At 42.9% G+C, this 14,317-nt stretch carries 7 protein-coding genes; all 7 read left to right on the forward strand.

The annotated features are described in order from the left end of the window. The first annotated feature begins 121 nt into the window (after positions 1–121). The 7 genes from TOL9009_RS0110175 (at position 122) to TOL9009_RS0110210 (ending at position 14,132) form a co-directional block, all read left to right on the forward strand. Positions 122–2,542, forward strand: coding sequence for a two-partner secretion domain-containing protein (locus TOL9009_RS0110175; protein ID WP_242055347.1), 2,421 nt, complete (start codon positions 122–124; stop codon positions 2,540–2,542). A gap of 168 nt (positions 2,543–2,710) precedes the next feature. Continuing rightward, positions 2,711–3,940: a filamentous hemagglutinin N-terminal domain-containing protein gene (locus TOL9009_RS0110180; RefSeq protein WP_260675874.1), complete on the forward strand. Its 1,230-nt coding sequence runs from the start codon at positions 2,711–2,713 to the stop codon at positions 3,938–3,940. Positions 3,941–4,077: 137 nt separating this feature from the next. Next, positions 4,078–5,727: an autotransporter outer membrane beta-barrel domain-containing protein gene (locus tag TOL9009_RS38780; protein WP_242055341.1), complete on the forward strand. Its 1,650-nt coding sequence runs from the start codon at positions 4,078–4,080 to the stop codon at positions 5,725–5,727. Positions 5,728–6,016: 289 nt separating this feature from the next. After that, entirely contained in the window at positions 6,017–8,563 is a 2,547-nt protein-coding gene (locus tag TOL9009_RS0110190; protein WP_029632712.1) for a CHAT domain-containing protein, read from the forward strand. Between the two features lie 184 nt (positions 8,564–8,747). Then, entirely contained in the window at positions 8,748–9,668 is a 921-nt protein-coding gene (locus TOL9009_RS0110195; RefSeq protein WP_029632713.1) for a DUF928 domain-containing protein, read from the forward strand. Between the two features lie 379 nt (positions 9,669–10,047). Next, a complete protein-coding gene (locus TOL9009_RS0110205; RefSeq protein ID WP_029632715.1) occupies positions 10,048–12,840 on the forward strand; it encodes a CHASE2 domain-containing protein in 2,793 nt (930 codons plus the stop codon). Next, a complete protein-coding gene (locus TOL9009_RS0110210; RefSeq protein ID WP_029632716.1) occupies positions 12,837–14,132 on the forward strand; it encodes a hybrid sensor histidine kinase/response regulator in 1,296 nt (431 codons plus the stop codon). The genes TOL9009_RS0110205 and TOL9009_RS0110210 overlap by 4 nt, the downstream gene beginning before the upstream one ends. Positions 14,133–14,317 lie beyond the last annotated feature (185 nt).

The following is a 14,317-nucleotide window of genomic DNA, read 5'->3' on the forward strand; positions in this document are numbered from 1 at the left end:
CATGTTATCAATAATGCTCTAAAGGGAACACTAACTTGAAATTAGGTTAACCAAGTTTTTTGTTATGAGAGTCTTAGCTTTTCTATTTATATTCACAACTGGGTTATTCACTCCAGGGATGATGCTAATGGCGATACTCCTTTGGAGTGGCTGCGCCAACGCTCAGGTGACATCCGATGGCACAACTAACACCATTGTCAATCCAACTGGTAATAATTTTAATATTCTTAACGGGATTGAAAAAGGTAATAATTTATTTCATAGTTTCAGTAATTTCTCTGTGCCTACGGGTGGTTCAGCGACTTTTGATTTAACCAACACGCCAAATATTACAACTATATTTAGTCGGGTTACGGGTGGAAATGTTTCCCATATTGATGGTTTAATTCAAGCCAACGGTAGTGCTAATCTATTTTTGCTTAATCCCAAGGGCATCATCTTTGGACAAAATGCCAGCTTAAATATTGGGGGTTCATTTATTGCTACAACCGCCGAAAGTATCAAATTTGCTGATGGCGCTGAGTTTAAGGCGATTAGTTCCCAAGCTCCCCCATTGTTGAGTATTAATGTTCCCATTGGTTTACAACTAGGTAGCAATCCTGGAGCGTTGGCAGTTCAAGGCACAGGACATACCTTAACACTTAACAATGGTCGGACTCCTATCACTCGCACTCCTAGTCCCACACAACTACGGGTACAGCCTGGAAAAACTCTGGCGTTGCTTGGTGGTACTCTAAATTTGCATGGGGCAACTCTGACTGCCGAACAAGGACGGATTGAATTGGGTAGTTTGGGCGACGCAGGGTTAGTTAGCCTCGTGCCAACCACTCAGGGTTATACACTGGGGTATAGCAACGGGCAAAGCTTTGGTGACATTCAACTTGAAAAGAAATCTCTACTAGATGTCAGTGGGGTAAATGCAGGTTCCGTGCAGGTGCAGGGTAAACACATTCAACTTACCGATAGCTCCCTAGTATTAGCACAAAATCTCGGTAATCTTCCTGGTGGGAATGTACATCTGCAAGCATCAGCAGGAATCGATGTGACTGGTACACTCAGCGGAATTCGCAGTGAAACCTTAGGCATTGGAACAAGTGGGAACATCAGCGTCATTACTCCCCGATTCAGCCTTCAGCAGGGAGCAGCATTAAACAACATTACTTTTGGAACAGCTACCAGTGGCAATGTCCAGGTTGATGCCTCAGTGCTGGAGATATCTGGCTTCTCGCCCATCAGTTCAACTGGTAGCGTGATTAACACCAGTACCTTCGGTTCTGGAAGTGCAGGTAATGTCTTCGTGAATGGCGATAGTTTACTAGTATCCGATGGTGCAGGGCTGTCTTCAATATCCCGTGGTAGCGGTGACAGTGGTCAAGTTGTCATTCGCAACATGGATACTACCGTCAGGGGAAGCAACTCGGCACCTATGGGTACTAGGATTAGCTCAACTGCCTTCAGTACAGGAAACGCTAAAACCATAACATTGGATACAGCCAGGTTGTATCTGCGAGATGGGGGAGCAATTACCGCAAGTTCGTTTTCTGCCGGTCATGGCGGAGATATCAGGATAAATGCCATAGAATCCATCCAAATTATTGGCAGTAATCAAGTAATAAATAATAGCGGCATCCCCAATAGCGGCATCACCTCGTCCGTCCTGAGCCTAGACCCAACATTACAGAAGCGATTCAATGTATTCTATGGTACACCTATAGGTAGTGCAGGTACTGTGAGCATCACGACACCAAACCTGACGCTCAAGGATGGCGGGGCTGTGAGCGTTACCAATGATGGTAGTGGCAATGGTGGTAGTATCAACCTCACCGCAGATAGTATTCAATTAAAGAATCAAGCTTTAATCCAAGCAAAGACTGCATCTGGTGATGGAGGTAACATCAGTTTAGGAGTTGGCAAGTTATTGCAGCTGCGCGACAATAGCCAAATCACTGCCACCGCAGGCGGTAATGGTAATGGCGGTAATGTTAACATCAATTCGCCCATCATTGTGGGATTAGAAAACAGTGATATTATTGCCAACGCAGTCCGAGGACGTGGCGGTAATATTCAAATCACTACACAAGGAATTATCGGCTTACAATATCGTCCACAACTGACTGCTGAAAACGATATTACTGCTAGTTCGCAGTTTGGTGTTAGTGGTATAGTGCAAGTTAACAATATCGGTATTGACCCCAATTCTGGCTTGATAGAATTGCCTACCAATCTGACAGACTCATCCCAACAAATTGCCACAGGCTGTTCTGCCAATCAAAGTAGTAGTTTTGTCGCTACAGGGCGAGGTGGTGTGCCGCAAAATCCAAATCAAGAAGTGAGGAGCGATCGCACTTGGTCTGATATCCGCAATCTGACTGCATACCGCAAAATACAAGCTTTACAAGCCCAAATATCAGCACCAAGAGAAACTCTCATCCAAGCTACTTCCTGGCATCGTAACGCTCAGGGCAAAATTGAGTTAGTTGCTGATATTGCTACTGCCAATGTACAACAACCATTAACCTGTGCTGCTGTTAGCAAAAATTAATCATGTTATCAATAATGCCTTGAACGGGAACTATAACTTGAAATCAGGTTAAGGAAGTTTTTCGTGATGAGAGTCCTAGCTTTTCTATTTATATTCACAACTGGGTTATTCACTCCAGGAATGATACTAAGCGCGATACTCCTTTGGAGTGGCTGCGCCAACGCACAAGTGACATCCGATGGTACAATTAACACCGTTGTCAACCCAAATGGTAATAATTTTAATATTCTTAACGGGATTGAAAAAGGGAATAATTTATTTCACAGCTTCAGTAATTTCTCTGTGCCTACAGGTGGTTCAGCGACTTTTGATTTAATTAACACGCCAAATATTAAAACCATATTTAGCCGGGTTACAGGTGGAAATGTTTCCGATATTCAGGGATTAATTCAAACTCTTCACGGTAATTATTCTGTGAGTTTGTTTTTGATGAATCCTGCGGGGATTGTCTTTGGTAAAGATGCCGCATTGAATATTGGCGGCTCCTTTGTGGGGACGACAGCGAATAGTATTAAGTTTGCCGATGGAGTTGAATTTAGTGCAGTGAATTCGAGTAATCAGCCGTTGTTAACAATGAGTGTACCCATCGGTTTGCAAATGGGGCAAAATCCGGGAGCTATCGCTGTCAAAAATACAGGACACCGCTTGATTGAAGGAAATGGCCCGCTTGAGATGGGAGCAACTCCCAGTGGCTTACAAGTTGACATAGGCAAAACCCTAGCACTTGTGGGGGGAAACTTGATTTTAGATGGTGGCATTCTGACAGCACCTTCAGGTCACCTAGAACTTGGTAGCGTTGAAGATGGAACCGTTAATCTCAACACAGTATCCCCTAGCGGTAATTTTGACTACAGCACTTTTCAAAAGTTCGGCGATATTCGGTTTTCGCATCAAGCCCTTGCTAACGCCAGTGGTGCGCCAGCCGGTTCAATTCACCTCCAAGGCAGAAATATTAGCGTGAATGAGGGTTCTGTGGCATTGTTAACTAACCAGGAAAATCAAGTTTCTGGGGATCTTAAGGTCAATGCTAGCGATTCCTTGGAACTACGGAGAGTGGGCAACAATGGATTTTCCCAAAGCCTTTTGATCACGAATGCGATCGCCGGTGTTGGTGGTAATCTGCTGATTAGTGCACCACGATTACTACTCGAAGATGGAGCAGAAATTAAGACCCGTACTTTTGCAGATAGAATAGGAGGAAATATATCCGTCGCGGCGGATTCGATTCAGATTTATGGGTTTTCATCGCTCAAACCCGCCACAAGTCACAGTCAAATCATTTCCGATACCGTGGGGCAAGGACGGGCAGGTGATGTTCAAGTCACGACACGGCAATTGAGAATGCACCCTCTGGACATATTGAACTCGGTAGCGCCAGTAATGGGACAGTTAATCTAAACACCTCCTCTCCTAGTTGGAGTTTTGATTATGGCAATATAAAGCAATTTAGTAATATTCAGCTTTCGCATCAATCCCTTATCGATACCAGTGGTACTCCTGCGGGTTCTATTCACTTCCAGGGTCGAAATATTAGCTTGAATGATGCTTCTGCTGCCCTATTGATTAATCAAGGGAGTGGCAATTCCGGCGATATCACCGTTAACGCTAGTGAGTCGTTAGAATTGCGGGGAGTTGGCACCGATAGTTTTCCACAAAGTATGTTGCGTGCTGATAACTTCAGCGATGGTGCTGGGGGTAATATAGTGGTTTCTGCTTCACAAGTATTTCTCCAGGATGGGGGATCTCTTCATGGATTCAATTTTGGTAAAGGCACAGGAAGTAATATCTTGATGAAAATAGGGGATTTGCTTCAAATTGTGGGACTATCACCGATTAGCGGATTTGCCAGTTCACTTAACACTAGAACCAGCGGTTCTGGGAAAAGTGGTGATATTCGAGTAGTTACCAACAGATTGCAGATTTTAGATGGTGCTGTGATCGGCAATTCTAGCTTGGGAACTGGTAGAGGAGGCAATACCACGATTAATGCTTCTGAGTTCATCGAAGTCAGCGGAGAAAACCCACAAAACTTGGCTGATAGCGTAATAGTTGTCGGCACGTTCAGCCAAGCGAATGCAGGTAAATTAACTATTAACACCCCCAAACTGAGAGTGCGTGATGGAGCAGGCATAGTTGCCTCTACCGTAAATAGCGGAAACGGAGGGGATTTGCTCATCAATGCTTCAGATACCGTTGAAGTCAGTGGAGTGGGTAGTATTTCTGGTCTTCCTAGTCGGATTGGTGCTAGGGCAGAATTGCTTGCACCACCCATTCGGCAACTATTTGGATTACCAGATGCGATCGCAGGTAACATAGGTAAACTCGTTGTTAACACCCCACGCTTGCAGATTACAGATGGGGCGATTGTTGGTGTTGATCATCAAGGCATTGGCGATGCTGGAAAACTTGAAATTAATGCAGGTTCAATCCGGCTCAACAATGGTGGTAGCCTTACTGCCGCTACTTTTCAGGGTGAAGGCGGTAACATTTTTATCCAGGCAAATGACTTGATCGTGCGTCGTGGTAGTTCAATAGTTACTAATGCAGGTGGTATCGGCAACGGTGGCAACATCACCATTAACTCTCCTATCATCGTCGGCTTAGAAAACAGCGATATTGTCGGTAACGCAGTCCAAGGTAATGGGGGCAACATTCAAATCAACACCCAAGGCATATTCGGGCTAAAATACCGTAACGAACTCACTCCAGAAAATGACATTACTGCCAGTTCCGAATTTGGCGTAAACGGTACGGTAGATATTAATAATTTTGGTGTTGACCACAACTCTGGTTTAGTTGAACTGCCCGTAAGCTTAACAGATTCATCTAAGCTTATTACTACAGGCTGTTCTGCAAATCAAGGCAGTAGTTTTGTGGCAACGGGACGGGGTGGGATACCGCAAAATCCAACGCAGCAAATTGGGAGCGATCGCACTTGGTCTGATATTCGCAATCTGACTGCATACCGTCAAACTGGCAATCTCACTGCCCAAATATCACCCTCCGGGTTCGTTACGCCATCTTTGTTGGAACAACAATATCGGTCTGCCTCACCATCTCCAGAGGTTTTTGTCCAAGCTACTTCCTGGCATCGTAACGCCGAAGGAAAAATCGAGTTATTTGCAGATAAATCTTCTGCTCAGGTGCAACAAACATTAACCTGTGCTGCTGTTAAGAGGAATTAACTCTTCCATCTCCAGAAACTCTTGTCCAAGCTACTTCCTGGCATGGTAACGCCGAAGGAAAAATCGAGTTGGTTTCAGATAAATCTTTGCCTCAGGGGCAACGATCTTTAACCTTGCTGTCAAGGGGAGTTAATTAGTTTTGGGCTAAGAAGCTAATTCCCCCAAGCGATCGCCGATCCACTGATAGCTCGCATTATAAATTGGGAATTATAGATATAGTCATTTCCTCAAAATCGGTGTTGTGACTAATTTTGAAACAAACTACCCAATAATAAGTAATTAATGATTTATGGCTTTTGGAATTAAACAAACTCGTTGGCTATATGTAAGCCTCAGTATTTTCAGTTTGTGTTTAGCATTTACCGTTACACCTGTAAAAGCATCTGCACCAGTAACAACACCAGTTCTCTCTTCTTCCCAACCAATCAACGGGCTAGAACAAGGACGAAAATTCTACCAATTGGGACGTTTTGCGGAAGCTGTTACGGCTTGGCAAACCGCATCACAACAGTATCATACTCAAGGCGATCGCATTAACGAAGCCCTAAGCTTAAGTTACCTATCGCTGGCACAACAAGAACTCAATCAGTGGGAAGCAGCCAAAAACTTGATCGACCAAAGTGTAAAAATTTTGCAAACGGCTAAACCCGCTGCCGATGCAATTATCTGGGCACAAGTACTGAATACCCAAGCAAATTTGCAACTTCATACAGGTAAAACCGAAACTGCCATCGAAAACTTGCAACAAGCCCAAAAATATTACGAGCAGGCTGGCGATAAAATGGGGAGTCTGGGTAGTCAAATTAACCAGGCACAAGCTTTACAAAGTTTGGGATTTTATCGTCGCTCAAAACAGCAGTTGGAGACGCTAACGCAAAAATTGGCAGCAATGCCAGATTCGGAAGTTAAAGTGAGTGGATTGCGATCGCTTGGTTTAGCTCTGCACGCAATTGGCGATCGCAACAGCCAGCAAGTCTTAGAACAAAGTTTAGCCGCAGCGAATAAAATTCAAGCCAAAACCCAGTTAAGTTCTATCCTTTCCAGTCTAGGAAAAAATGCCTCAGATTTGCAAAACCCAGAAGCGGCATTAAATTACTTTGAAGATGCAGAAAAAGCCGCGACTAATCCAAATGAAGAATTGCAAGCGCGTTTAGCTCGGTTCAAATTGTTGGTCGATTACGACAAACTTGAATATGCTATCCCACTCACACCTGTATTGCGACAACAATTGTCAGAACTACCACCCAGCCATAGTTCCCTTTATGCAGCAATTAATTTTGTTGCTACCCTGAATAAATTAGAAAAACCCGACCAAGTTGTACCAAACAAAGACCTAGCGCAACTCATGGCAGTTACAGTTAAGTCTGCACAACAGATTCAGGATGCTCCCGCAGAAGCATATGCACTATATCAGTGGGGGCAACTTTACCAACGCACTTCTCAGTGGTCAGAGGCAAAGGAATTAGCAGATAAATCCCTGAATATTGCCCGTCAACTCCAAGCTAATGATATCATTGCTCAATCGGCATGGCAGGTGGGAAAATTGTATCAGCAACAGGGTAATAGACCCGAAGCAATTTCAGCTTATACCGAAGCAGTCAAGGCATTAAAGTCACTGCGCTCTGATTTGGTTGCTGTTAATCCCGATGTTCAATTTTCTTTCCGCGAAAGTGTGGAACCTGTTTACCGGGAACTCGTGGGTTTACTTCTTGATAAACAACCGAGTCAGACAGAACTTTTACAAGCTCGTGAATTGATTGAATCTCTACAAATCGCCGAACTCGATAACTTTTTCCGGGAAGCTTGTTTAGATAAAGCGCAGGAGATAGACAAAGTTGACCCCACAGCAGCAGTTATTTACCCGATTATTCTGCCCGATCGCTTGGCAACGATTGTCTCTCAAACCGGACAACCTCTGCGTTATTACGTAACGCACAAACTAAGAGCGGAAATTGAACAAACTCTCGATAATTTGCAGGTTGCCCTTAACCCTGTTTCCGATTCTAAAGACCAGAAGCGATTTAGCCAACAAATTTATGATTGGCTGATTCGTCCCCCAGAACAGGAACAAGCCTTTAAAGATACCAAAACATTAGTGTTTGTTTTGGATGGGAAGTTGCGGAACATTCCAATGGCAGCTTTGTATGACGGTAAGCAATATCTGATTGAGAAATATGCAGTTGCCCTTTCACCAGGATTGCAACTGATGGCAGCTCAATCATTTCAGCAAAAGAGAATTAATGCGATCGTTGGTGGTATTAGTGAATCTCGCTCTGGTTTTGCTGCCTTACCTGCGGTGGAATCAGAAGTGAAGAAAATCTCCCAGACAGTATCATCCAAGCTCTTACTAAACCAGCAGTTTACTAGTAAAGCTTTGGGCGATCGCGTCAAATCTAGCGGTGCCGATGTTGTCCACCTTGCAACCCACGGACAGTTTAGTTCTCGTCTCGAAGATACCTACTTACTTACGTGGGATGGACAAGTTAATGTAAAGGAATTGTCCGAACTCCTCAAAAATCGTAGTGGGGATTCATCGAAAGCGATCGAGTTATTGGTACTGAGTGCCTGCGATACTGCAACCGGAGACGATCGCGCTGTCTTGGGACTGGCTGGTTTAGCTGTCAAATCTGGTGCCCGTTCTACTCTTGCTACCCTCTGGTCGGTGAAAGATAAAGCTGCCGAAATGCTCATGACTGTCTTCTACGAACAACTACGACAACCCAAAATGACTAAAGCCGAAGCACTGCGGCAGGCACAAATAAACTTGATTCGCCAAACTGATTTCCGCGACCCGTTCTTTTGGTCTGCCTTTGTTTTAGTTGGAAACTGGAATTAACTACGCAATATTACTGATATAAATCTGAAAAAAAACGTATTTTCTTTGTACAATTTCCCTCTAAATTCGTTTATAACAGCTAATGTACCCCCTATTTAGCTTGGGCTTAGAGTTAAAAATGACTTTTTAGTAAGTTACATCAATGTATCTTAAATCACGACTTAACAACAATGAGTAAAACATCATGAAACGCCGATATTTAATTAGTGCATTGAGTGCGATCGCTCTGGTCGCTAGCAGTGGCTGGAGTAGTGTTTACGCTGTGACATTTACGCCACCGGCGAAAAATAGCGCTCCCAGTCAAGCAACTGGAGGAGCTTCCCGTGGTACTTTCTTTACGCCGAAGAAAGGAAATGGTGCGCCCAGACAAGCAACTGGAGGGGCTTCCCGTGGTAATCTGTTTACCCCTGCCAAGAGTAACAGCGCTCCTCAACAGGCTAGTGGTGGGGCTTCCCGTGGTAATCTGTTTACCCCTGCCAAGGGTAGCAGCGCTCCTCAACAGGCTAGTGGTGGGGCTTCTCGCGTTAGGACTTACTACTTGAATCCTTCGGGAGTGGGGTCAACGGGTTCTGCAGCATTAATTGGACTCATGCCAGAAAGTTATTATGGGACAACACTATCTGAGCGTCCAACTATAATGGTGTATCTTCCTGCTTCTAATGCAGAAGAAGCTGTCTTCAGTATCAAGGATGAAGCTGGTAACATGCACCACCAGATGACTATTCCTGTTGCGAGAAAATCTGGGGTAATTGCGGTCAAATTGCCGACAAATGCGATCGCTTTAACAGTTGGTAAAAACTATCAATGGTTCCTAGCACTGAAAGTAAATGGAAAACTTAGTCCAAGTACCCCTTACGTTGATGGTTGGATTCAACGCATCCAGCCCAACGCGGAATTGGTAACGGCTATGCAGCAACAAGATCCTCTCAAACAGGTAGAGGCTTTGGGTAAAAATGGTGTGTGGTATGACTGTGTGGCAACACTAGCTGCACTACATCTGAGCCAACCCAACAATCCAACTATCATCAAGCAATGGGAAGAACTTCTTTCCTCAGTTAGCTTGAAGGAGATTGTCACAGCCCCATTAGTGGCATCTGGAAACTAGCGCTAACACAGTTCATGAAGAGGGGTAAAGGGGAAAGGGGAAGGGTTCAGAAGGCACTTATGCTGGAGGCAGAAGGCAGAAGGCAACCCACCCTTACTCATAGTGGGATTGAAACAAGGACGTTTTATACCGTCCGTGCAAGCCATCTTGAGTATAATTATTTGTTTCAACTGGGCTTTAAACCCACAAAGTAAGTTTTAATTGATACTCCTAACATAAGTGCCTTCTGCCCTCGAACTTCTGCCTTTCTTGTAAAGGGGGGAAGAAATTGGACTCTTGTATTGCGACCCCACCCATTTATGAAGAGGGGTAAAGGGGAAGAAATTGGATGGGGTTTTTTTCCTTTCCCCCTTCCCGATCAATAAATTAATTGCATGGTATGTGGCAGAAATTTCGAGCTTTTATCCAACATAGTCGCAGCATTTTGATTATTACTCCCAGTGTTGCTTTAACAGTAATTGTTGGGCAGTCTTTGGGACTTTTTAATTTGCCTGAGTGGAAACTCCGTGATGAATGGGTGCGACTGCGATCGCAACAACAACTAGCTGACGAAATCGTGATCGTCACTATCGACGAACAAGATATCCAATCAGTGGGAAAATGGCCCGTTCCAGATTGGTCGCTAGCACAATTACTGGAAAAAATCAGAGCGCAAAAACCCCGTGCTATTGGTTTAGACCTCTATCGAGATTTGCCAGAAGGAGCTGGTCACGAGCAACTTGTGCAAATTTTCCGCACAACTCCCAATTTGATTGGAGTGGAAAAAATCATTGGTGAGCGGGTAAATCCTCCACCGGAATTGAAAAAAAATGACCAAGTGGGACTAGCTGATTTGGTTTTAGATGGCGATCGCCATGTGCGTCGTGCCTTACTCACAGCTGAGGATGTAAAAGAAAAGGGTGCAATTAAAGCGGGACTGGGAACTGCTGTTGCACTCAAGTATCTTGAAGCGGAAAAAATAACATTAGAATCTGTTGATGAAAAGCAGCAAAAATTCCAATTGGGCAAAGCAATTTATCAACCACTGAAAAATCAAGAAGCTGGTTATACTGACGCGGATATTGGGGGTTATCAAATTCTGCTCAATTGGCATGGTTCGGAAACTGCATTTCGTCAAGTTTCCATGCGTGATGTGTTAGCGGGAAAAATTCCGGCAGAGTTGATGCGCGATCGCATGGTATTTATTGGCTCAACTGCTGCTAGTACCAATGATTTTTTTAGCACACCATTCAGTTCCTCTTTGGTTTCTGCCCAAAAACCGACTCCTGGTGTCGTTATTCATGCCAATATTGCTCTCCAACTAGTGCAGGGGGCAAAAACAGCAAAAACCAACATCCACGGCTTTTCTGGGGCTTTTCTGTCTTTCTGGATTTTTTTATGGTCAGCAATTGGTTCTACAGGCAGTTGGTATTTAGCTAGTATGCCGAACAAACGACAGATTCCGGGTGGTAGAATTCTCTGGACAACTGTAGGTTTGAGTGCGGCATTGATGGGAAGTGCCTACGGGATGTTTTTGGCTGGTGTGCTGATTCCGATAACACCTGCCTTAGCTGCATTTATTAGTAGTGCGATCGCGTCAACAAATGCTTATAAACAGCAGAAGTTAGAAGAAGCTAATCAGCAATTGGAAATAACCAACGAACTGCTATTAGATTACTCCAAAACCCTCGAAACAAAGGTGGAAGAACGAACTCACGAATTCCTAGAAGCAAAACAAGCAGCTGATTCTGCAAACCAAGCAAAAAGCGAGTTTCTTGCTAATATGAGTCATGAATTACGTACACCCCTGAATGGTATTTTGGGTTTTGCTCAATTGTTGGAAGCATCGCCAAATTTGACGGAGAAAAACCGGGAAGGAGTTAGCATTATCTATCAATGCGGTTCGCACTTGTTGACATTAATTAATGATATTCTCGATTTGTCAAAAATTGAAGCTCGCAAACTAGAATTAGTTATTAGTAGTCTCAATTTATCTAGTTTATTGCATGGAGTGACGGAAATTTGCGGTATTCGAGCCGACCAGAAAGGGATTAGCTTTAATGTTTTAATTAGCGATCGCTTACCACAGACAATTGAAGCTGATGAAAAGCGATTGCGACAAGTGTTAATAAATTTGCTGGGCAATGCGATTAAATTTACAGATAATGGTGGTGTCACTTTTAAAGTTGAGCTACTAGAAAATAACCAACAATCGGCTGAATCTTCACTTGCTAAAATTCGCTTCCAAATAGAAGATACAGGTGTCGGGATGTCACCTGACCATATCGAAAAAATCTTTTTGCCTTTTGAGCAAGTAGGTGAGCTTGGGCAGCGTTCTGAAGGTACTGGTTTGGGATTGACCATTAGCCAAAGAATTGCAGGATTGATGGGCAGTCAAATTCAGGTAAAAAGTTTTCCAGGTGAAGGAAGCGTTTTTTGGCTGGATGTAACAGTGCCAGCATTGCTTTCCCATGATTGGCATTTAGAAGAAAGGGTTTCAAAGCAAGAACAAATCATCGGACTTCAAGGTAAAGCACCTAATATTATCGTTGTCGATGATGATGCTAATCACCGTTTAATTTTAACCAGTTTGCTACAAGAACTTGGCTGTTGCGTTCAAGAAGCCAGCGATGGAAAACAGGGGTTACAATTAATAAGTGAAAGTAGACCGGATCTGATTTTACTTGATTTAGCCATGCCCAACATGGATGGTTTTGAATTCATGGTTTACCTGCAAGAAAATCCCCAAACCAGTAATATTCCCATTATTGTTTCTAGTGCTAACGTATTCGAGGAAAATCGTCAGCAAAGTTTACAAGCAGGAGCAGCCGCATTTATACCAAAACCCCTCCAGAGAGATGAACTGCTGAATGCATTGCGTTCTGCCTTCGAGGCAGGAGCGAAGCTATCGCTGCCAAAAATTGATTGGATTTATGCAGGATCTACTAGGCAATCTATACTTGCTGCCAATAATGAATTAGTGTTGCCATCTCAGGAAGTTTTGCAACAATTGTATCACCTAGCAATGATGGGAGATATATCAGCGATCGAAGAAATGTTAAAACAGCAAGTGGAGCAAAACAACCAACTAGTTCCCTTTACCACTGAGTTAACTAAACTTACTGCCAGCTTTCAAACTGCAAAAATACGAAAATTTATTAAATCCTTAGTCACTGAGGAAACACTGAAATGACAGAAGATTCTCTTGCCAAACCAATGCGTATTCTTTTAGTAGATGATAATCCAAATAATCTCAAAGTGCTAGCGGAAGCAATTCAAAGACATGGCTGGAAAGCACTGATGGCAACGGATGGGGAGTCAGCAATTGAACAAGCAGAATATGCTCACCCCGATTTAATTCTTTTAGATGTGATGATGCCCAGTATTGATGGTTTTGAAACTTGTCGTAGGTTAAAAGCTAATTCAATTACTCAGAATATTCCAGTTATTTTTATGACAGCTTTATCTGATGCCTTGGATAAGGTAAAAGGATTGGAAATTGGTGCTGTTGACTACATTACTAAACCCTTCCAACAGGAAGAAGTTATTGCCAGATTAAAACTACACCTGAAATTATCCCATCTTACCCGCACTTTAGAACAACAGGTTGAGAAGCGCACTGCTGAATTAACCCAATCTCTACAGCAGTTACAACATACCCAATTACAAATGATCCAGAGCGAGAAAATGTCAGCACTGGGTAATTTAGTAGCAGGGATAGCTCACGAAATGAATAATCCCCTTGGGTTTATCTTCGCTACGCTTAAACAAGCGAAACCAATTATTGGCGATCTTATCGAACACTTAAAACTTTATCAAGAAAGCTTACCAAATCCCAGCGAAGAAATTATCAACCATGCTGAGGAAATCGATTTGGATTATTGCATAGAAGACTTATTCAAGATGATTGACTCCATGACAATGGCTTGCGATCGCATTACAAGTATTAGCAATAGCTTAAGAACTTTCTCTAGGACAGATCGAGACTGCAAACAGCCATTTAATTTACATGAAGGCATTGATAGCACAATTTTAATTCTCAAGCACCGCTTGAAGGCAAACGAACACCGTCCGGCAATTGAGGTATTTACAGAATACGGTGATATACCTCAAGTAGAGTGTTTTCCTGGACAAATTAACCAAGTATTTATGAATATTCTCGCAAATGCTATTGATGCCTTAGATGAGTCTAGTGTAGGTCGTAGTTTTAAGGAAATGACAGCTAATCCCAACCAAATTACAATTACAACTTTTGCCGCAGAAAAACAGGTAAAAATTATTATTGCCGATAATGGTATTGGCATGAGCGAAGAAGTCAAACAGCATATTTTTGACCATTTATTTACTACCAAAGTGGTAAATAAAGGTACGGGTTTAGGATTGGCGATCGCTAAACAAATTATGATTGATAAACATGATGGACAAATAGACTGTTCATCAATCACTGGTAAAGGAACAAAGTTTATTATTTCTCTACCGATTTAGCTTTATCAAAAATAAGATTATTAATCGCAAATATTTAAAATTGAATTATTTTTGTAAAATCCTACTTAGAATACTTGATGCAGGCTAATTACCTGACATTACAAGGCAAGCAAAAATCCTATCTACTGTTAATTCTAAATCAATATTTTCTAACGCAGACAAGCGATCGCATTAAATAGCTGCTT

The organism is [Scytonema hofmanni] UTEX 2349 (assembly GCF_000582685.1).
GTDB lineage: Bacteria > Cyanobacteriota > Cyanobacteriia > Cyanobacteriales > Nostocaceae > Hassallia > Hassallia hofmanni.